We start from the raw sequence: 21,979 nt of genomic DNA on the forward strand, positions 1-21,979 counted from the left end.
AAGCATTATTATGGAGGGGTAGCGAAGTGGCTAAACGCGGCGGACTGTAAATCCGCTCCTTCGGGTTCGGCAGTTCGAATCTGCCCCCCTCCATTATTATTAATTTTTCAGATAGGGGTATAGTTTAAAGGCAGAACAACGGTCTCCAAAACCGTTGGTGTGGGTTCGATTCCTACTACCCCTGTTTTTATAATGGCGACTGTGGTGAAGTGGTTAACACATCGGTTTGTGGATCCGACATTCGGGGGTTCGATTCCCCTCAGTCGCCCTTTTATTGGGGTATGGCCAAGCGGTAAGGCAACAGACTTTGACTCTGTCATGCGTTGGTTCGAATCCAGCTACCCCAGTTATCAGACCTCAAAGAGTGGGGCTTAAGCTAATCATTTGATGGTTAGCTTTTTTTGTGCGTAAAAATAACTATCTGTATAAGACGAATGATGTAGTGTAGTGGTGTTTAGAGTTTGTGAAGGTATAAGACGATGTGCATTATGGAAAAGAGCGTATATGGGTGATTTTAGGCTTCTAGAGAGAGTTTAGTGTGAGTGATGAAATCGTGATGTGGTGTAAAGAGGTAAGTGAGAGGTTTTGAGGTTGATAGAGTGTGTTTTTTAAAGTTAATGCTGAAAAATATGAGGTGTGGTTCTTGTATCAAAAAAAGACTTAGTAGAATAGTCTACCAAGTCTTAATTGATTAGTGATTAACCTAAGTATCCGATTAATGATGCAATTGTCGCAATTAATAATGTTCCTACCATTGCAATTAGCATTAACCAAACAACGACACGTGTAATTCTTTCCATCTTAGATAATGTTCTTTTTTGAGCCATATTTATTCTCCTTAATTTACATAGTACTATTATAGTTTACAGTTTTTATTTTGTTTTTCAAGCAGAAATACAAAATATTGTTTTATTTAATTAAAATATTAGTCTTTGTTAGGGAGAATATTTTGGTAGGGGTTTCATTTTTGAGGTGAAGGATTAATTTTCAGTTTTAGGGTAAAATCTTATATTTTCAAAATTAATTACTTTTCATTATTCTGTTTTTTTGTTAGGATATGAGTTAGAGTAAATCCGAAAAGATGGAGGATGTTAATATGTCAAAACAACAGATTGGCGTTGTAGGTATGGCCGTAATGGGTCGTAACTTAGCCTTGAATATTGAAAGTAGAGGATATACTGTTTCGATTTTTAATCGTACGTCTTCAAAAACTGATGATGTGATTGCAGAAAATCCTGGTAAAAACTTGGTTGCAACTTATTCGATTGAAGAGTTTGTTGAATCTTTAGAGAAGCCAAGACGTATTTTATTGATGGTTAAAGCTGGCGTTCCAACTGATAAAACAATCCAAAGCTTATTACCGCATTTAGACAAAGGAGATATCTTAATTGATGGTGGTAATACATTCTATAAAGATACTATTCGTCGTAATGAGGAATTAGCTAGTTCTGGTATTAACTTTATCGGTACTGGTGTTTCTGGTGGTGAAGAGGGTGCTTTAAAAGGGCCTGCAATTATGCCAGGAGGACAAAAAGAAGCTTATGATTTAGTTGCTCCTATTTTAGAAGAAATTGCTGCTAAAGCTAATGATGGCGCTCCATGTGTAACGTATATTGGTGAAAATGGTGCGGGTCATTATGTTAAAATGGTGCACAATGGAATCGAATATGGGGATATGCAGTTAATCGCTGAAGCTTATGACATTTTACGTCGTGTGGGTGGTTTATCTGTTGAAGAGATTGCAGAAGTCTTTAGAGAGTGGAATACAGGCGAATTAGATAGTTACTTAATCGAAATTACTGCTGATATTCTAACTAAAGTAGATCCTGATACACAAGCCCCAATGGTAGATGTTATTATGGATAAAGCAGGTAATAAAGGTACAGGTAAATGGACTTCTCAAAGTGCTTTAGATTTAGGTGTTCCATTACCACTTATTACTGAATCTGTATTTGCTCGTTTTATTTCTACATTGAAAGATGAAAGATTAGAAGCAAGCAAAGAATTATCAGCAATCAAAAATCCTGAATTAAGCGAAAGTCAAAAATTCGAATTAATTGAGTCAGTTCGTAAAGGTCTATACTTCTCTAAAATTATGAGTTATGCGCAAGGTTTTGCTCAAATGCGTATTGCTAGTGAAGAATATGACTGGGATTTACAATATGGTGAAATTGCTAAGATTTTCCGTGCTGGATGTATTATCCGTGCGCAATTCCTACAAAAAATCACTGATGCATTTGAAAGAGATGCAAACTTGAAAAACTTATTACTTGATAAATACTTCTTATATGTCACAGAATCATATCAATCATCTGCTAGAGACGTAATTGTAACTGCAGTAAAAGCTGGTGTTCCGGTACCGACTTTCTCTTCTGCTTTAGCATATTTTGATTCATATCGTTCAGAAACACTGCCAGCTAATTTAATCCAAGCACAACGAGATTACTTTGGTGCGCATACATATGAGCGTGTTGACAAACCTGGTGTCTATCACTTTGAATGGTCTACTGGTGAAGAAATTCCTCAATAAGACTTAATAAGGGCTGAAAAAGGTGTTAAATTCGAATAAATTATCTTTAATTTGAAAAAATAAAAAAAATAATTGATTTATATATTGACTTTTTCGGTTATTCTATGTATCATAATAAACGGTATTGTTTGCCCCACGATAGAGCCCCGGAAACTCAATTGTGATTAACAAACAACAGACAAGAAATTGGAGGAAACAAACGTGCGTACAACATATATGGCAAAAGCTAGTGAAACAGATCGTAAATGGGTTGTAATTGACGCTACTGATGTGGCATTAGGACGTCTTTCAGCAGTTGCAGCAAGCATTTTACGCGGAAAAAATAAACCAACATTTACACCTAACGTTGATACAGGTGATTTCGTAATCATTATCAACGCTGACAAAGTGAAATTAACAGGTAAGAAAGCTACAGATAAAATTTATTATCACCACTCAAATCACCCAGGTGGATTGAAATCTCGTACAGCTGGAGACTTACGTGCTAACGATTCTCGTAAATTAGTAGAATTATCAGTTAAAGGCATGTTACCTAAAAACTCTTTAGGTCGTCGTCAATTTACTAAATTACACGTGTACGGTGGATCAGAACACCCACACACAGCACAACAACCAACAGCAGTAGACATTCAATCATTAATCTAAGGAGGAAACACCATTGGCTCAAGCACAATATCGCGGCACTGGCCGTCGTAAAAACTCAACTGCCCGTGTTATTTTAGTACCAGGGACAGGAAACATTACAATCAACAAAAAATCTATTGAAGAATACATTCCATTTGCTTACTTACACGAAGTAATCAAACAACCTTTAAACATTACTGAAACAATCGGAACTTACGATGTTATCGTTAATGTTAACGGTGGTGGATTCACAGGACAATCAGGAGCTATCCGTCACGGAATCGCTCGTGCATTATTAACTGTAGACCCAGATTTCCGTTCACCATTAAAATCTGCTGGATTATTAACACGTGATCCACGTATGAAAGAACGTAAAAAACCAGGTCTTAAAAAAGCTCGTAAAGCTTCACAATTCTCAAAACGTTAATATTTATTATTATCGAGAATATACAGCATCTCTGTTTACAGGGGTGCTTTTTTATACATATTTTTAGTTTTTATCTTGAAGAATGATTGTTGTTGCAGTTATTCACAAACTTAGTGGCAGTTTTTGACTACGTTTTGACTACGTTCTTTTGGCAGGGATAACACTTCACAAATTTAGTTAGAAGACAGAAGAAGCATAACTCAAAATATTTTTGAATATGTAAATATAAAGGTGTAGAATGAAGGTGATTAAAATCATGGATACATGGAGGTGATTTACTAATGGAAAAAGCAAATGCCGACAAACCGATCACTAAAGAAAGTATTGATAAAAAGCTAGGATTTGACTTCACGACGTATGATGATGGTTCTACAACAGATACTGAAAGCTATTTTCATTATGGTGATCCTTTTGATGTTTTAACGGATGAAGAACTGGAATTTGTTATAGAATATTTTGTGGATAGAGATAAACCAATCACCAAAGAAAGTATTGATAAAAAGTTAGGGTTTGATTTCACGACGTATGATGATGGTATTAGCATAGACACGGAATCTGACATACCACACGAAAATCCGTTTGATGTTTTAACTGATAAAGAAATAGATTTTATCATTGACTACGGAATAGAACAAATTAATAACAACTAATTAAGCAACCAGGTCTTAAAAAAGCTCGTAAAGCTTCATAATTCTCAAAACGTTAATATTTATTATTATCGAGAATATACAGCATCTCTGTTTACAGGGGTGCTTTTTTTATACATATTTTTAGTTTTTATCTTGAAGAATGATTGTTGTTGCAGTTATTCACAAACTTAGTGGCAGTTTTTGACTACGTTTTGACTACGTTCTTTTGGCAGGGATAACACTTCACAAATTTAGTTAGAAGACAGAAGAAGCATAACTCAAAATATTTTTGAATATGTAAATATAAAGGTGTAGAATGAAGGTGATTAAAATCATGGATACATGGAGGTGGTTTACTAATGGAAAAAGCAAATGCCGACAAACCGATCACTAAAGAAAGTATTGATAAAAAGTTAGGGTTTGACTTTACGACTTATAGCTCGGGAATTAGAACGGATACCGAATGTGATATAGAGTATGAAAACCCATTCAAAATTTTATCTGATGAAGAAGGAGACTTCATTATAGAATATTATAGAGAAAAAAAGAAAAATCGGGAAATATTAAACAAGAGAAGGGGGGAATAAAAAATGAAAAATGATAATGATATAAAATTAAATGAAGATATTATAAAAATAATAGTATCAAGGATTTACCAAAGAAAAGAAGAATTAAAAAAAGAATCTGATAAGTCTAATTATTCAATAGGAGTAATAGATGGATATTCACAGACTTTAGACATGATAAAAAACGATTTAGACTCTAGGGGATTCGATATTTCAGATTTAAATTTAAGTGATGAGGAAATATTTAATTAAAAGGCGCATCGACAGAAATGTTAATAGTGCTTTTTATACGCAAAATTAGATGGAGGTGATTTACTAATGGAAAAAGCAAATGCCGACAAACCGATCACTAAAGAAAGTATTGATAAAAAGTTAGGTTTTGACTTTACGACTTATAGCTCGGGTATTAGCGTAGATACGGAATCTGACATACCACATGAAAATCCAGTTAAAAATTTAAGTGAGGAAGAAAGGAGATTTATTATTAACTACGAGATAGAACGGATGCGCAAGAAAAAATTAAAAGAAAGTATTGATAAAAAGTTAGGTTTTGACTTCACGACGTATGATGATGGTTCTACAACAGATACTGAAAGCTATTTTCATTATGGTGATCCTTTTGATGTTTTAACGGATGAAGAGCTGGAATTTGTTATAGAATATTTTGTGGATAGAGATAAACCAATAACAAAAGAAAGTATTGATAAAAAGTTAGGATTTGATTTCACGACGTATGACGATGGTATTAGAACGGATACCGAATGTGATATAGAGTATGAAAACCCATTCAAAATTTTATCTGATGAAGAAGGAGACTTCATTATAGAATATTATAGAGAAAAAAAGAAAAATCGGGAAATATTAAAAAAGTAAGTGGAGGATGTTGAGTAATGGATAAACCAATCACCAAAGAAAGTATTGATAAAAAGCTAGGATTTGACTTCACGACTTATAGCTCGGGCATTAGCATAGAAACGGAATCTGACATACCACACGAAAATCCGTGCAAAGATTTAACGGACGAAGAATTGGATTTTATCTTGAACTATGAGATAGAACGGATGCGCAAAATGAAAAAAAGAAATGAATTAAAAAAACTCAGCATATTAGATGATTTAGCCGAAAAAGCTGGAGGGTTTGTTGAAAATAACCCTAATGAAAATATTGATATGGGTAAAATCAGGGAATATGTAAAAAAAACAAATAAAAAGTATAGCGATTTAACCGAAGAAGAATTACGTATGTTTAAAAAATAAATAAGTTATTAGATTAAGCAATTACTTGTGTGGTGGTTGCTTTTTTTATGCTGTTTCCACGGAATTCTTGTATGCTGTTTCCGACACCGTTTTTTGTGCGTTCTTATGTGCTGTTGCCACAACATTATTTATGCAGTTCCCACGCCTTTTTTGTTGTTTGTGAATAGAGTACTTTTCATTCATTTTTTCTGTTTTTGTTTGGCTATTATGGGGGGATTTTTGTGGGGAGTGGGGGTCGTTAGAGATGAGAATTTGATGAGAGTGTATTTTTGCTTTTGGTGTTCTTTTTTTCTATTTTGGTATGAATAATTAATAGTGTGTTAGTTTTTAGTGGGGGGAGGGATTTCTTTTTGCGAATTTTTATGTGAAAAAGAACTTTAGGGTAACCTAAAAATATGATGAGAAGTATTCTAAAATCTCTCTCATAATGGTATTTATTTTATGAAAACGCTTGTAAAATTTATCCTAACTAGTATGATGTATGTGAAATATCTATTTCAAATTAATCATTATACGGAGGGGAAAACATGAAGAAATCACTTTTATTGTCGATGTCGGCCACTGTTTTATTATCTATTGCTGCGGTGAATACGCCATTGATTAGTGCAGAGGAAGTAAGCACAACTGCTACCACTTCACAAGCTAATAAAATAGAGTATCCACTAACAACGCAATATATGACGGATGATGCTAGTTATTCTCAAGATGTTCCAATTGATGTTGAAACAGCTAAAAGTTTAGTTTGGACAGTCTCAGGGGAAACACTTGAAGGTGAAGTGAAAGCTGAAAAGCCAATTGCTGAGTATAAGACTTGGTTATTAGAAAAGGGTGGTGGTTTTAATGGCGATCAATGGATTACTGTTCTAGAACCACAAGCGGCTAAATCAAGTGGTGGCACAAAAACAACCATTACCATTGACGTGAAGAAACTGTTCGATTCTAAGCTAGATGAGCGTACAAAAGTCGGGAATATTCGTCGTACTTATCGCCACTGGATTGGGACTTATACCATTAAAGGAACTTCTCCAGATGGTTCGGTAGTAGTCACTAAGAAGATTGATTTGCGTCCATATTTAGGTTTTAGAACATATGATGAGCGTATCAAAGAAATTAATGAAACAACTGCCAATGTACACGATGGACGTTATGCGACCTTAAAAACAATTGGAACCTCAGCACAAGGCCGTGAAATTGTCTCAGGTATTGTCGCTAAAGATGAAGCAGATTTGGATAAATACTTAAATGAGACTGAACCAATGATGCTTTCAAATCCTCAAGAATTACTTCGCTTAATAACTGAAGAAAAGAAAGATGACTTCAAATTACCAATCTATATTCACAATACTCACGCTGATGAACAGCCAGGTATTGATATTATTACCGAATTATACCGTAAATTTGCGACAGAGGAAGAATTTAACTTCGATACTTATGTCGATGATAGTTTCCGTGAGAAGGAAGATGCAGAGACGACTTCTGTTCACTTAAATGTTGATGATTTATTAGATCGCTTTATCTTTATCTTTACATTTACTGAAAATCCAGATGGCGACTACTTAAACTTTAGATCTCTTGCAAATGGTATGGATCCAAACCGTGATGCTGGTTATCAAACAAACCCAGAAACTCGTGCAGCCGTTCAATTAATTAATCAATGGAATCCATTGTCATTAATTGATATTCATGGATTTGTGAAACAATTCTTAATTGAACCAGCTACTCCACCGCATGACCCTAACTTTGAATATGATATTTTAGCGAAAGAAGCGGTTGATCATGCACAACATATGGGACGTGCCGGTGTTTATAATACAAAATATTCTAACTATATTATTCCAAAACTTGACTGGGGTGATGGTTGGGATGATGCCTTTTCTGGTTATACTGGTGTGTATGCTTTATATCACGGAATTTTAGGGCATACAATGGAAATTCCAGAAATGAATAATGAAGCTTATAATGCAGGGATTTATGCGACTTTAGCAAGTGTTTCTTATGTGAATGATAATCGTCTTGATTTATTGAAGAAACGCTTGGAATTCTATACTCGCGGAATTGAAAAAGCAGAAGTGAAAGCAGCTGAAGATCAATTAGTTGGTCCAAATGGGGAAATTGTTGGTCGTCGTAATAAAGTCGATGGTAAATTCTTCCCAGATTATTATGTGATTTCAATGGAACCTTCAAAAGAATATGATGTGACTGAAGCCTTTAATATGATTGAGTATTTCGCTCGTAATGGCGTGATTGTAAAAGAATTAACCGCTGATGAGGGTGACTTCAAAAAAGGTGATTTAGTGATTGATATGGCGCAAGCAAAACGTGGCTATGCAAACCATGTATTATACAAAGGTTCTGATGAGTCTGATTGGGGTGCGATGTATGCTGAAGTGGTAATGAACTTCCCGGCAATGCGTGGCTTTAAGGCAACTCCTGTATATAATAAAGAGATTGCAGCTGATAAGATTGGTGAAGTGACACATAAAGTTGCTCCTCAATTAGCTATTGAAGACTCAGAATTGTATACAGTAACAAATAATTCAATCTTTGTGATTCAAGGTATTAATGAATTATTAGCAGATGGTAAGAAAATTTCCTTTACTAATGATGGCTTTGTGATGGATAAAGATACGCTAAATCTATTAAAAGCGAAAACTTCAGTCTATGCCGAACCTAAAACAGATGGTCCAGCAGCAACAATGCAACAGATTGATTCAGATATTAAGATTTACTGCCCATGGAATAATGAAGGTTGGGTAGGAGCATCATTACCAACTGATGCTTATAATGCTTTGAAACAAGTTGGCTTTACAATGGTTGATACGCCAGAAGAAGCAAATCTAATTGTATTAGATAATTATCACTTTGATCAAAGCGTCTTTGGCGATAAACCGGTGATTGTTCTTGGTGGAAGTGCGATGGAACAATTAGAAAGTTTAGATATTTTACCAGGTTTTGATGCTGAATCAACCGATGCTTCATATGAAGGTTTGTTGAATGTCTTTGTGAATACTGATTATACTGTATCAAGTGGGTATGATGCAGATGATTTATTCTATAGTAATTCTGGTAGTTGGATTGCAAGTACACCGACTGGATTCCACTCAGTTATGACTGTTAAGAATGATGATTTTTATAATGCAGGTTGGTGGCCAAAACATCAAGAAGTTGCTGGTAAAACAGTAGCAATTGATGGTGTCTATAAAAATTCTCCAGTCTTCATCTATGCAGGTAACCCAACTAATAAATTGCATACTCATTACTTCTATCGTTGGTTAACAAATGCGATTTATCGTGGAACGAATATGGAAGGTGAGATAGTACCAACTCCAGAACCTGAAAAACCAGTAGCTAAAAATGGCTGGGAAGGCGATTATTATTACAAAGATGGTACAAAATTAACCTCACAATGGTTATTCGATACTAACTACCAAAAATGGTATTACTTAACTGCTGATGGAACATATGCTCGCAATGAGTGGGTAGGATCATATTACTTAAAACAATATGGTGATATGGCTGATAATGAATGGATATATGATGATAACTATCACAATTGGTTCTTTATCAATGAAGGTGGTAAATACGCTCACGATACATGGAAGGGTGTATATTACTTAAAACAATGGGGTGAAATGGCTAAAAGTGAATGGGCATATAGTCCTGAAACAGGCTGGCACTTCTTCAATCCAGATGGTACTTATGTTCAAAATCAATGGGTAGGCGCATACTACTTAAAAGATTGGGGATATATGGCTCAAAACGAATGGATTTACGATAATAAGTACCAAAATTGGTTCAAAGTAGGTGAAGATGGTCACTACTTACATGATACTTGGGTAGGAGAGTACTACTTAAAAGCAAATGGGGAAATGGCTAAAAATGAATGGATTTACGATAAACAATATAAGGGTTGGTACTATTTAAAAGCAAATGGTAAATATGCTCGTAATGAAAAAATAGCGGGCTATCAATTAGATGCTTATGGTAAATGGGCTAACTAATGTAGAGGACTAAAAAGCTCTTGGCTACTACTTTTTGTGGTGGTCAAGGCTTTTTTGTTGGTATAGAGATTGTATGGATGACATATGAGGCTAACGTGTTAGGGATTTATAAACAAATAAAACTTGCTCTTCTTCAGTATAGTTTTTGAAGTGAGGCAAGTTTTATTTATGCTGTATGATGTTTTTGAGCTTATGTTCGCTGGTATAAGCTAGTAGTTAACTTCTTTTTTATGTGTTTGGAACGTTTTTTCGTTGGTAACTGGATTCTGCTGTTTGCAAATTCACTTTGCATGTCGGTTGCTTTTTCGCCTGAAACTTAGGTATAGTCGCTGTAAATTCTCTTTGTATGCTTTACGAGTCAGTTACCTTTTTTGACATTGTGTTAGTGTTTATTCGTATTTTTGGACAACTACTTGTTGATAGTATTCATCGAATTTTTCGCGGTTAATAAAGCCGGTTTGTTCTTCCATAGTATTTAGAATGCCGGTTGTCATGGCGTATTTGATGATTTCTTCGTCAGATAATTGTTGATTAATGCCGGCTGCTAGTCCTGCTACGGTAGAATCACCTGATCCGACAGGGTTAACGACGATAATGGTTGGAATGTCGGCTTTATAGTAGGTATCATTATGCTTTACAAAAGCCCCATCTGCTCCTAGAGATACAACAATCCATTCAATGCCATCAAAAATAGGGTTTTCAAGATCATTTTTTAATTCTTGAAAATTAGTTGCCACTGGTTTTTCCAATAGTTCGCTGATTTCATGTTGATTTGGCTTGATTAAGAAGGGTTTAGCATGAGTATTTTTTAGGCTATGGATTAATGCTTTTCCGGAAGTGTCAAGTAAGACGGGAATAGCTTTTTCTTGGGCAATTTTAATGAGCTTGGTGTAGAAATCACTATCCAAACCTTGTGGCAAGCTCCCAGAAATAGTAACGACACTGACGTCTTTAATCAAGTTTGTATAGTGGTCAATAAAGCTAAGTTCTTCTTCTTTTGAAAAAGTTGGTCCAGCTTCTAATAGTTCAGTTTGCTGTCCTTGGTGTAGGATGGCGATGCAGTTTCTGGTTTCTTGTGTGGATTTGTAGAAATCACTTGGTATTAATTGTTCATTCATTTGATTAACGAGATATTCTCCCAAATATCCGCCAATAATGCCAGTAGCTAGAACGGGTTCATTTAATTGGTGTAATACTCGTGTGACATTAATTCCTTTACCACCGGCAGTTTTTAGGACTTTAGTGGTACGGTTCACACTATCGATTGAAAATTGGTCAAGTTGGTATGACATATCAATCGATGGATTCATTGTAACGGTTAAAATCATTTTTATCCCACCTTTAATTTTTATAGTTATATTATAGCATTCTAAAAATTTCACAACTAGGATAAAGGCGAAAAATGATTAAAAAATACCAATCGCTGACTTCATATAACAAATAAAAAATCAGTCTATTTTTATGTAATTCTTTCTTTTTCTAGTGAACTAACTATGATTTTTTTAAAAAAAGTGGTACTATAAATAGGTAAAATAAACGCATTTACTAATGATTAGATGGCGGAAGTTTGGTTAGAATACAAGAGATTGACCAACTTTAAGAAAAAAGAGGAGGAATTTAAAATGACAATTGATTGGAAACAAGAAGTCGAAAATCGTAAAGACTTATTATTAGAAGACTTATTCACTTTATTACGTGTGGATAGTGTTCGTGATGATTCAAAAGCTACAGAGGATGCACCAGTTGGACCTGGACCAAAAAAAGCTTTAGAAACATTCTTACAAATGGGAGAACGTGATGGTTTTGTTACGAAACAAGTTGGTAACTTAGCTGGTCATATTGAATTCGCTCCAGAAAACTATTCAGAAACTTTAGGCGTGTTAGGACATGTCGATGTAGTTCCAGTTGGTACTGGTTGGGAAACTAACCCATTTGAACCACAAATCATTAACGACCGCATTTATGCTCGTGGGGCAAGTGATGATAAAGGACCTTCAATGGCAGCTTATTATGCTATGAAAATTATTAAAGATTTAGGCTTACCAATTAATAAACGTATTCGCTTTATTATTGGTACTGACGAAGAATCTGGTTGGAAATGTATGGATCGTTACTTCCAAACAGAAGAAATGCCTGACTTAGGTTTCTCTCCAGATGCAGAATTCCCAATCATCAATGGTGAAAAAGGAATCTTATCACTACACTTAGCGCTTAACGGTGAAGAAGCTACTGGTGATTATCAATTAGTGAGCTTTGATGCAGGTTTACGTGAAAATATGGTACCTCAAGATGCACATGCAGAAGTTAAAATTGCAGAAAGTTTAGATACTTTAGAATTTATCAATGCGTTTGAAGAATTCCTTAAAGTTAGCCCTGTTACAGGAACAATTACTGAAGAAGATGGTCTAGTGAAAATCGACATCATTGGTAAATCAGCTCATGGTTCTCACCCTGAAGATGGGATTAACTCAGCTTGTTACTTAGCAGCTTTCTTAGACAAATTCAACTTCCAAGGCAATGCTAAAAAATATGTATCATTTATCGCAACTCACTTATTAAATGATCACTATGCAGCGAACTTAGACTTAAAATATAACGATGAGGTAATGGGCGACTTAACAGTTAACCCTGGTGTCTTCACTTACACTCCACAAACTGGCGGAACAATCGTATTGAACTTCCGTTACCCACGTGGAATGTCTGCAGAAGGCTTAGAAATTAAAACAGAAATCGCAGTATCAACATTCGGTATGACAGTTGGACGTGGCAAAGAACAAACACCTCACTATGTATCTCCAGAAGATCCATTAGTAGCGACTTTACTAGACGTATATCACCGTCAAACAGGATTACCAGCACATGAACAATCAATCGGTGGCGGAACTTATGCACGTATTTTTGAACGTGGGGTAGCTTATGGCGCAATGTTCCCAGATTCAATCGATACAATGCACCAAGCCAACGAATTCATTAGTTTAGATGATTTATTCCGTTCAGCAGCGATTTATGCAGAAGCAATCTATGAATTAGTTAAATAAATTTAGGGAAAAGACCTTGTACTATCCGTAGTATGGGGTCTTTTTATGTCTTATTAGCTAGATTTTGTCAAGATAGTAAAAAAATTGTCTTAAAATAAGGGAATTTGCTATTAAATCTGTTGTTTTTAGTGAGTTTTTAATCAATTAGTGGTAAAATTAATAATGATTTGAATAAAAAGGAGTTAGTAAAATGACACAGAATAAACAGCGTCACCGTGCGAGAATTGGAGAGAAGACTTATACGATTATTGGCAAAAAATCAACAAAACATATGCAAACGGTAACAGATATGTTGAATGAACAATTAGACCAATTAACAACTTTAGCTCCAAATTTATCATTACAAGAAAAAATGGTACTATTAGCAGTCAATGCCACATCAGTACAATTAGAAAAACAACAAGAAGTGAATCAATTACAAGAAGAAATCAAACAATTAAAAAAAGAATTAGTGGGAAGGTAGGACATTAATGATTACAGTAGTGATTATGTTAATTTTGCTAGTAGGAATTTATTCGGGAGCAAGACGTGGGTTATTATTACAGTTACTTCATATGGCAGGTTATTTTATTAGTTTTATCTTAGCGATGAACTATTATGAATGGTTAGCAGGTAAAATCGATTTATTTGTTCCTTATCCTTCATTTACACCTGGGACTACTTTTGCTTTATTTAGCGATTCACAGGCATTGAATTTGGATGGGGCTTTTTATAATGGGGTCGCATTTGTCTTATTAGTGATGGTCGGGTGGATTATTACGCGTATTATTGGGTATATGTTAACAGAAATCAGTTATATCCCAGTAGTGAAGCAAGTCAATCAATTAGGTGGAGCTGCCTTAGGTTTCATATTTAACTATATTGGTATTTTCTTAATCTTATTTATCCTTTCTATGGTGCCAACTGAACGTATACAAGTTATCTTTGAAGGGAATACTCTAGCTCATCATATCGTGGAAGATACACCTCTTTTAACGAAGAAAGTAACGCATTGGTGGGTAGATGATGCAGTGGAAGATGATCGTAAATAATAGAAAATACCTCCGCAAATATTAGGAGGGGAATTATGAATAAAAAAATAGAAAAAACATTAGAATTTCAAAAAGTTCGTCAAAAGCTAGCTGAATACGCGACTAGTGAAATGGGAAAACAATTATTATTACAATTACCTGTTGAGACGGATGAACGAAAAATCCAAAAGAAAATCTCGCAAACAAAAGATGGTGTGAACTTATTACGTCTAAAACAAGGCGTACCAATCCCTCGTTTGCAAGATATTACCTTTGTGATTAAGCGTTTGGAATTAGAAGCAAGCTTAAATGCTTTAGAATTAGCAGCTGTCTTGCGTGTCTTAACGACTACACGTGATGTGGTGAATTTCTTTGAGAAGGTTGCAGAAGAAGGAATTGAGGTGCCAACTTTACTTCCTTTAGCAGATAAGTTAGTCCACATTCCATCATTAACCAAGCAATTACGCTTATCCATTAGTGAAGATGGTCGTGTCTTGGATGAAGCCTCAACTGCTTTAAAAGGGATTCGTCAAGGAATTAGTAAAGCAGAAGAAGCGATTCGTCAGCAATTGAATAGTTATCTTAGTGGCAAGTCGGCTAGTTATTTAAGTGATAGCTTAATCACCATTCGTAATGATCGTTATGTATTACCAGTGAAAGCCGAGTATAAGAGTGCATTTGGTGGGACGGTTCATGATCAAAGTGCGAGTGGCCAGACTTTATTCATCGAGCCACAAGCGGTTGTGAATTTGAATAATCGCTTAAAAGAATTACAAGTACAAGAGCGCGCTGAAATCACTCGTATTTTGTGGGAATTAACGGAAATGCTGTTCCCGTATACGAATGAATTAAAGCAAAATCAATATGTCCTATCACAATTTGATGTGGTGAATGCTAAAGCCTTGTATGCCAAAGAATTAAAAGCGACAGAACCCATCATCGATACCCAAAATCATGTGGCATTATGGCAAGCAAGACATCCCTTAATTGACCAACGTGAAGTAGTGGCTAATGATATTATTATTGGTGAAGAATACCAAGCTATCGTCATTACCGGTCCGAATACGGGTGGTAAGACCATTCTCTTAAAAACAGTCGGCATTATTCAGTTAATGGCACAATCTGGATTGTTCATTCCAGCTTTAGATAATAGTAAAGTGGGCTTATTTACCGAGATTTTTGCTGATATTGGCGATGAGCAATCCATCGAACAAAGCTTAAGTACTTTCTCATCTCATATGACTTCGATTGTTGATATTTTGAATCATATTGATGAAAAATCATTAGTCCTACTAGATGAGATTGGTTCAGGTACTGATCCACAAGAAGGGGCGTCTCTTGCGATTTCAATCTTAGATTATATGGCAACCAAATCAAGTTTCGTGATTGCGACCACTCACTATCCGGAATTAAAAGCATATGGTTATAATCGTTATGGTACGATTAATGCCAGTATGGAATTTGATAGCGATACTTTACAACCGACTTACCGCTTCTTATTAGGCGTGCCAGGCCGCAGTAATGCTTTTGATATTTCACAACGTTTGGGCTTGCCAGAAGAAGTCATTACGCAAGCGAAGGGCTATATTTCATTAGAAAATCAAGAATTAAATGAAATGATTTCTGATTTGGAACAAAAACGCCGCTTAGTAGAACGAGATTCGCTAACTATCGACCAACAATTGGAAGAAAGTACACAATTATTAGAAGAATTACGTCAAGAAGCACAAGCCTTAAAAGATCAAAAAGAACGCTTAATAGAAGAAGCCAAAGAAAAAGCTAATCAATTAATCGATGAAAGCCAAGAAGAAGCCGAAAAACTAATCTCAGACATTCGCCAAATGCAGATGAAGAGCAAACAATCGGCTATTAAAGAACATGAATTCATCGAAAAACGTAGCGAATTTGGTCAATTAAAACACGAACAATCACTTAAAAAGAATAAAGTCCTACGCAAAGAACGCGCCAAAAAACAACTAAAACCAGGCATGTCAGTCGATGTTACATCATTCGGTCAACGTGGCGTCTTAGTTGAAAAAGTATCTGAAAAAGAATGGGTCGTTCAAATGGGCATTATCAAAATGAAATTACCAGTAGATGATTTAATTGGTTTGGACAATGAACCAGAACCAAAAAAACAACAAGTCGTCTTACGCAGCGCATCGCAAAGTCATGTCAAGCCAGAACTAGACTTACGAGGTCAACGCTATGAAGCAGCCTTAAAAGAAATGGACCGCTACTTAGATGCCGCTATTTTAGCAAATTACCCACGTGTGACCATTATTCATGGTAAAGGAACGGGTGCTCTGCAAAAAGGTGTTCATAAAGCCTTAAAACGTCACCGCTCTGTTAAAAGCTATGAATATGCCCCGATGAATACCGGTGGAACGGGTGCTACTATTGTGACTTTCAAATAAAACGAAAAAATTGTAGATTTTGAGCAAATACTTGTATAGCTAAGTAATTTTTTGGTATACTATATGAGAAATAAAAAATACAAAATTTATAGAGAGGAATGATATAAATGGTACAATCAATCACTGATGCTAACTTTTTAGAAGAAACTAAAGAAGGGGTAGTCCTAGTAGATTTCTGGGCAACATGGTGTGGACCTTGCCGTATGTTAGCTCCAGTCTTAGAACAATTAGATGAAGAAATTGGCGATAAAGTAAAAATCACTAAAATGGATGTTGACCAAAACAAAGCAGTTGCTGCTGAATTTGGTATTATGTCTATCCCAACTCTTTTAGTTAAAAAAGATGGTAAAGTTGTAGAAAAATTAGTTGGTTACCAACCCAAAGAAAAATTAACAGCAGTCTTAGAACAATATATCTAAACGAATCAATAATTTTTAATAAAGATTATTATTTTCGTATTGCTATTGTTTATTAAACATGCTTGAATAAAGTATCAGGAGTTCTACTTTGGAATTCGTGATACTTTTTTTATACTAAATAGAAAAGAGGCCAAGAAATGTTAGAAAAATCAATGCATCATTTTCAATTTATAGAAACAAAAGAATTACCGGATATTCAATCAACAGCTTATTTATACCGTCATGAAAAAACAGGTGGTGAGGTGTTGTATCTAAAAAATAAAGATGACAACAAAACTTTTACAATCTCATTTGCTACACCGCCTTATGATGATAATGGGATTTGCCATATTATTGAACACTCAGTCCTAAATGGCTCAAAAAAATACCCAACGAAAGAACCCTTTGTTGAATTATTAAAAGGCTCACTAAATACTTTCTTAAATGCGATGACTTATTCAGATAAGACTGTCTATCCAGTAGCTTCACGTAATGAAAAAGACTTTAGTAATTTAATGAGTGTCTATTTAGATGCAGTATTCAATCCGAACTTCTATCATGATAAACAAATCTTAATGCAAGAAGGATGGCACTATCATTTAGAAAATAAAGAAGACGACTTAATCTATAAAGGGGTTGTATACAATGAGATGCGTGGTGCCTTTTCACAACCAGAATCAGAATTGTATCGTTTAATGGAACCGACTTTATATCCAGATACTATCTACCAACATATTTCAGGTGGGATGCCAGAGTCAATTCCAACGTTAACACAAGAAAAATTCACAGCCTTCCATAAAGCCTATTATCACCCAAGCAATGCTAAAGTGATCTTATATGGAGAGATGGATTTTGAGAAACATTTAGCAGAAATTGCTGAATATTTTGATGAATATAATTATAAAAAAATTCAATTTACTTATTTTGAACAAGAACCATTCCATGAAGAACGTGAGCGTCATGAATATTATTCACTATCAAAAGGGGAAGATCCAAAAGACAAAACCTTAATGAGTAAAGTCTGGTCGATTGGTAATAGTTTGTATGGTGAACAGGCGATTGCATTTGGTATTTTAGAAGAATTGTTACTAGGCAGTAATGTTTCACCATTGAAAAAAGCCCTGCTAAAATCAGGTCTATGTTCTGACGTAATGGGGGGATATGGCTCATATATGTATCACCCAATGTTTGAAGTAACTTTAAAAGATACTAATCCAGAAGCAAAAGATGAATTCAAACAAATTATCACAACTGAATTGGAACGCTTAGTCAAAGAAGGAATTCCTGAAAAGGCACTTCAAGCAGCCTTAAATAAAGCAGCCTTCCGTTTCAAAGAGGCAACTGCATTAGAAGGCGGTACTCCAAAAGGCGTGGCATATGGCTTAACCTCATTAACTAGCTGGTTATATGGTGGCTCGCCTTATACTTTCTTAGAATTCCAAAAATATTTGGATAAGATTAATGAGGAAAAAGCGAATGGCTACTTTGAAAACTTAATTCAAAACTATTTATTAGATAATAAACATGCGGCTGTGATTACCCTAGAACCACAAGTAGGCCTTGGAGATGAGCGTGAAAAAGCTCTAGCTGATAAACTTCAAGCTTATAAAGAATCATTAACTGACGAAGAATTAGATCAATTAGTTGATAATACACGAGCATTATTAAAACGCCAAGAAACACCAGATTCAGCAGAAGATTTGGCAAAAATTCCAATGCTATCACGCAAAGATATTAAAGCAGATGCCTTAGAATTACCATTAACAGTCGAAGAAACAGAAGATGTGACTTATCTATACTATGAAGACTTTACTGCGGGAATTGGCTATGCAAAATACTACTTTGATTTAAGTGTCGTGCCAACTCATTTATTACCGGCAGCTTCATTCTTAACGGAATTATTAGGCGAAGTTGCAACGACACATTATTCAGAAGAAGAACTATCAACAGAAATCGACTTCTATACAGGTGGCGTGGCAACCAATACTGCTGTTATCGTGGAATCAGTAGAAGACAATACTTACTATCCTAAATTCACTGTATCAGGTAAAGCCTTAGCTGAATATACCGACAAATTAGTAGCTTTGATGCAAGAAATCAGTCTACACTCTAAAATTACTGATGAAGCAAAAGTTAAAGAAATCCTATTAAATACCAAATCAGCTCTAGAAACAAACTTCAACTATGGCGCCCATGTAGCAGCCCAAAAACGTCTAGAGTCTTATTTCTCAGAATCAGCAAAATACTACCAAATCTTAGAAGGCGTCGATTATTATGATTATATCGCTGATGTAGTGAATGATATCGACAATAAATTAGCTGGCTTTATCGAAGAATTAGTAGCCGCAAGCAAACTAATCTTCACAAGCCACAATGTCGTTGCAACATTCACCGGAGCAACAAAAGATTTCCAAAACTTCAAACAAGCAAGTGAAGACTTCTTTAAAGCCTTATCAACTGAACAATATGCGGTGCAACCATTTACCGCAGAAGTAAAAATCTTAAACGAAGGCTTCAAAACAGCCCAAGAGATTCAATACGTAGCAAAAGGTTATAACCAAACATTATTAGGCACACCATTTAACGGCCAAAACCTATTCATGAAGACCATTCTAGGCTTAGACTACTTCTGGAATAGCGTACGTGTTAAAGGTGGCGCATATGGCGGAATGAGCATGGTAGACCAATTAGGGAATGTTAGCGGCGTATCCTATCGTGATCCAAACCTAGTGGAAACATTAGCAATTTACGATAAAACAGCCGACTACCTAGCAAACTACCACCCAACTGAAGAAGAATTCGAGAAAAACTTAATCGGAACCTTCAGTGGAGTCGACCGCCCATTATCAGCATCACAAAAAGGACGCATTGCTTTTAATCGTTACTTCACACACAAAACACGTGAAGATGCCCAACAAATTCGCAATGAAATCCTAGCAACAACACCAGAAAAAATCCGTAACTACGCACCAGTTATGCAAAAAATTATGGATCAAAATGCTTTCGTAGTCATTGGTAATGCCCAAAAAGTCGAAAACAACAAAGAAATCTTCGGCACCGTACGCAATTTGTTTAAATAGGACGTGAAAAGGCTTAGCACGAAAAGAGTGTAGAAATAACGTCGAACGAAGGATTAGCACAAAAAAGTGTTGAGACAAAAAAGCAGTAATCAGGCTTAGCACAAAAAGAGTGGCCAGCTAAATACCGCTGAAAAAAATGCCAGGAATTAGCGTGAAAGAAGTGCTGGGAAAAAAGCGAGTGCTGGAAAAAAAGCGAGTGCTGGAAAAAAAGCGAGTGCTGGGAAAAGAAGTAAGTAGCGAAAAAGTTCCAGCACGGAAACACCCTTAGCATAAAAAACTGCAAGAAACTCAATAAGCGCTCCAAATGGAATAGCATGCAAAAAGTTCACAAACAAAAAGTGTAGAAATAAAAAAATATCCAAACGGCGTCAAGAACAAAAACGCCGGCAAATAAAGAATGCGTCATTATGATGCAAACAAGAAAACGTCAATCTGAAAAGGTTGGCGTTTTTTTTGTGGGTATGTGAACAGAAAAAGGCGATTACTTAGATTATTGAATTTTCGGTTAGAAAGATAAAAAAAGAAGAAAATAAAACAAACTAAGTGAATAAAAGCAATATGAAACAATAAAAATAAATGTGGAATAAGATAAATGACGGTTGATTTCGGGGGGGTGCGTGATAAACTAAGAAAAAGTATGTTCAACTGTATTAGGAGGAATTTAGAATGAAAACGAACGAAACTAAAATGAAAAAAATGATGGTGAAAGGTGTTTGTTCAGTAGCTTTAGCTGGAACAGTATTTGGAACAGTAGCACCAATGGTAGAAAACAATGTAGCGATGGCAGCAGAGACTATCACTGAAGACGGTATTGTATTATGGGATATAAGAACAGAACCTATGATGAAAGATATTAAAGAAACAGGAAGAACTTTGACCGGAAAAGTATTCTTAGGTAACGCTAAAATTAGAGTAATGTATGCCGTCCCAGCCCAAGATATTTTTGGGCAAGATGTCCAAGATTTAGTAACTGCTCCAGATGGTAGTTTTTCGTATACTGTATCTAAAGATGTACCTAAAGGGGCTGAAATAACTATGATGGTATTTACTGCAAAAGGTACTCATGTTTCTGGGGTAATTCTAGAAAAAGGTTTAATTGCCGATAATAACGGTGGAGATGTAACACCAGAACCAGAAAAACCTTCTGTACCAGATAATGGTGGAGATGTAACTCCAGAACCAGAAAAACCAGTTACACCAGATAACGGTGGGGATGTAACTCCTGAACCAGAAAAACCAGCAGAAAAACCTGTAACACCAGAAAAACCTGTTACTCCAGCTGAAAAACCAGCAGAAAAACCTGCTAAAAAACCTGCCAAAAAACCAACAGCAAACAATGAATCAGCAACAAACCAACAACCAACATATAACACAGGCGATACCCTAGCTAAAACAGCAACAACTAACAATAGCGTGATTTTAGCAGCTATTGGTGGTATTGCATCATTAGTAATGGGATTAGAAGCATTAATCTCACGCAAAAAATAATCAATAATTAAGATTGAGCAAAGACATACTTTTTGAAGCGCATCCTCGTGATGTGCTTTTTTTTTTAGATAATAGGAGGTAGCAATCAGTAATGTTGGTTGTCTTTTTTGTGGGGATTATGAGAAAAAAGGTGAAACGCTAGCGAAAAATCAGTAAAGGAAATCCTTAAAAAGCAGTGTGGAAATCTTCAAAAATTGCTAAAGAAACTCACAACAAACTACCAACAAAAGCTATTTAAGAAATAAAATAAAAAATTCCCAAAAAACTTGGAACAGATTCTAAACATCTAACGCTATTAAGTTATAGAGAAAATCTAACAAGCGGAGGATGTAAAAATGACCAAGACAAGACAACAATTCTATCAAGTACCAAAATTAATCGTAGCAGGAGAACGCTATAAAAACTTATCGGCACTAGACATAATGACTTACGCCGTGATGCTTGACCGCCAACAAGTATCCATCAAAAATCATTGGCATGACGAAAAAGGGGAAGTCTACTTTTTATATAGTAAT

The 21,979-nt window shown here is 35.4% G+C and carries 20 protein-coding genes and 4 tRNA genes; 21 read left to right on the forward strand and 3 right to left on the reverse strand.

All coding sequences use genetic code 11. The features are described from left to right. Positions 1-12: 12 nt before the first annotated feature. From BMX09_RS07750 to BMX09_RS07765, 4 genes are all read left to right on the forward strand, one after another. Positions 13-93, forward strand: a tRNA-Tyr gene (locus tag BMX09_RS07750). Between the two features lie 20 nt (positions 94-113). Next, positions 114-184 (forward strand) — tRNA-Trp (locus tag BMX09_RS07755). Positions 185-195: 11 nt separating this feature from the next. Beyond that, positions 196-268, forward strand: a tRNA-His gene (locus BMX09_RS07760). 7 nt (positions 269-275) lie between these two features. Then, a tRNA-Gln gene (locus BMX09_RS07765) sits at positions 276-347 on the forward strand. 351 nt (positions 348-698) lie between these two features. On the opposite strand, the gene BMX09_RS07770 is transcribed toward BMX09_RS07765, so the two are convergent. Further along, a complete protein-coding gene (locus tag BMX09_RS07770) occupies positions 699-827 on the reverse strand; it encodes a DUF4044 domain-containing protein (protein WP_089747424.1) in 129 nt (42 codons plus the stop codon). A gap of 269 nt (positions 828-1,096) precedes the next feature. On the opposite strand from BMX09_RS07770, the gene gndA reads away from it, so the two are divergent. The 9 genes from gndA to BMX09_RS07815 all read left to right on the forward strand — a co-directional run bounded on the left by gndA (position 1,097) and on the right by BMX09_RS07815 (position 10,033). Continuing rightward, positions 1,097-2,530 carry an NADP-dependent phosphogluconate dehydrogenase gene (gndA, locus tag BMX09_RS07775; protein ID WP_089747425.1) on the forward strand — a complete coding sequence of 478 codons (1,434 nt, stop codon included), beginning with the start codon at positions 1,097-1,099 and terminating at the stop codon, positions 2,528-2,530. Between the two features lie 201 nt (positions 2,531-2,731). Then, positions 2,732-3,175, forward strand: coding sequence for a 50S ribosomal protein L13 (rplM, locus tag BMX09_RS07780; protein WP_089747429.1), 444 nt, complete (start codon positions 2,732-2,734; stop codon positions 3,173-3,175). Positions 3,176-3,188: 13 nt separating this feature from the next. After that, the gene (gene rpsI, locus BMX09_RS07785) at positions 3,189-3,581 is read left to right on the forward strand and encodes a 30S ribosomal protein S9 (RefSeq protein WP_089747430.1); all 393 of its coding nucleotides are present in this window, start codon (positions 3,189-3,191) and stop codon (positions 3,579-3,581) included. Between the two features lie 281 nt (positions 3,582-3,862). Next, entirely contained in the window at positions 3,863-4,231 is a 369-nt protein-coding gene (locus BMX09_RS07790; RefSeq protein ID WP_089747431.1) for a hypothetical protein, read from the forward strand. Between the two features lie 338 nt (positions 4,232-4,569). Continuing rightward, positions 4,570-4,797: a hypothetical protein gene (locus BMX09_RS07795; protein ID WP_089747433.1), complete on the forward strand. Its 228-nt coding sequence runs from the start codon at positions 4,570-4,572 to the stop codon at positions 4,795-4,797. A 3-nt stretch (positions 4,798-4,800) separates the two neighbouring features. Next, on the forward strand, positions 4,801-5,028 hold the full coding sequence (locus BMX09_RS07800) for a hypothetical protein (RefSeq protein WP_089747436.1): 228 nt from the start codon (positions 4,801-4,803) through the stop codon (positions 5,026-5,028). A gap of 66 nt (positions 5,029-5,094) precedes the next feature. Further along, positions 5,095-5,649, forward strand: a complete 555-nt coding sequence (locus BMX09_RS07805) for a hypothetical protein (protein WP_089747439.1) — start codon at positions 5,095-5,097, stop codon at positions 5,647-5,649. 17 nt (positions 5,650-5,666) lie between these two features. Beyond that, entirely contained in the window at positions 5,667-6,032 is a 366-nt protein-coding gene (locus BMX09_RS07810) for a hypothetical protein (RefSeq protein ID WP_089747441.1), read from the forward strand. Between the two features lie 527 nt (positions 6,033-6,559). Beyond that, positions 6,560-10,033, forward strand: coding sequence for a hypothetical protein (locus tag BMX09_RS07815; RefSeq protein ID WP_089747443.1), 3,474 nt, complete (start codon positions 6,560-6,562; stop codon positions 10,031-10,033). Between the two features lie 389 nt (positions 10,034-10,422). On the opposite strand, the gene lacC is transcribed toward BMX09_RS07815, so the two are convergent. Continuing rightward, on the reverse strand, positions 10,423-11,361 hold the full coding sequence (lacC, locus tag BMX09_RS07820) for a tagatose-6-phosphate kinase (protein ID WP_089747445.1): 939 nt from the start codon (positions 11,359-11,361) through the stop codon (positions 10,423-10,425). A gap of 294 nt (positions 11,362-11,655) precedes the next feature. Here lacC and pepV point away from each other — a divergent pair, with 294 nt between their 5' ends. The 6 genes from pepV to BMX09_RS07850 all read left to right on the forward strand — a co-directional run bounded on the left by pepV (position 11,656) and on the right by BMX09_RS07850 (position 19,976). After that, complete coding sequence (gene pepV / locus BMX09_RS07825; RefSeq protein ID WP_089747447.1) at positions 11,656-13,071, forward strand: dipeptidase PepV; 1,416 nt, start codon at positions 11,656-11,658, stop codon at positions 13,069-13,071. 190 nt (positions 13,072-13,261) lie between these two features. Beyond that, positions 13,262-13,534, forward strand: coding sequence for a cell division protein ZapA (gene zapA, locus BMX09_RS07830; protein ID WP_089747449.1), 273 nt, complete (start codon positions 13,262-13,264; stop codon positions 13,532-13,534). A gap of 7 nt (positions 13,535-13,541) precedes the next feature. Next, positions 13,542-14,102, forward strand: coding sequence for a CvpA family protein (locus BMX09_RS07835; RefSeq protein ID WP_089747451.1), 561 nt, complete (start codon positions 13,542-13,544; stop codon positions 14,100-14,102). 35 nt (positions 14,103-14,137) lie between these two features. After that, positions 14,138-16,498 carry an endonuclease MutS2 gene (locus BMX09_RS07840; RefSeq protein ID WP_089747452.1) on the forward strand — a complete coding sequence of 787 codons (2,361 nt, stop codon included), beginning with the start codon at positions 14,138-14,140 and terminating at the stop codon, positions 16,496-16,498. Between the two features lie 107 nt (positions 16,499-16,605). After that, complete coding sequence (trxA, locus tag BMX09_RS07845; protein WP_089747454.1) at positions 16,606-16,917, forward strand: thioredoxin; 312 nt, start codon at positions 16,606-16,608, stop codon at positions 16,915-16,917. 137 nt (positions 16,918-17,054) lie between these two features. Further along, the gene (locus tag BMX09_RS07850; RefSeq protein WP_245711151.1) at positions 17,055-19,976 is read left to right on the forward strand and encodes an insulinase family protein; all 2,922 of its coding nucleotides are present in this window, start codon (positions 17,055-17,057) and stop codon (positions 19,974-19,976) included. Between the two features lie 146 nt (positions 19,977-20,122). On the opposite strand, the gene BMX09_RS10115 is transcribed toward BMX09_RS07850, so the two are convergent. Then, entirely contained in the window at positions 20,123-20,338 is a 216-nt protein-coding gene (locus BMX09_RS10115) for a hypothetical protein (RefSeq protein ID WP_177159579.1), read from the reverse strand. Positions 20,339-20,642: 304 nt separating this feature from the next. Between BMX09_RS10115 and BMX09_RS07855 the strand changes: the two genes are divergently transcribed. Together BMX09_RS07855 and BMX09_RS07860 are read left to right on the forward strand one after the other, a co-directional pair. Beyond that, positions 20,643-21,464 (forward strand): hypothetical protein, encoded by an 822-nt coding sequence (locus tag BMX09_RS07855; RefSeq protein ID WP_089747456.1) that lies wholly within the window; start codon positions 20,643-20,645, stop codon positions 21,462-21,464. Positions 21,465-21,799: 335 nt separating this feature from the next. Further along, a partial coding sequence (locus tag BMX09_RS07860) for a replication initiator protein A (RefSeq protein ID WP_177159580.1) occupies positions 21,800-21,979 on the forward strand: 180 nt, incomplete at its 3' end.

Origin of the sequence: Granulicatella balaenopterae (assembly GCF_900111135.1) — a bacterium.
Lineage (GTDB): Bacteria > Bacillota > Bacilli > Lactobacillales > Aerococcaceae > Granulicatella > Granulicatella balaenopterae.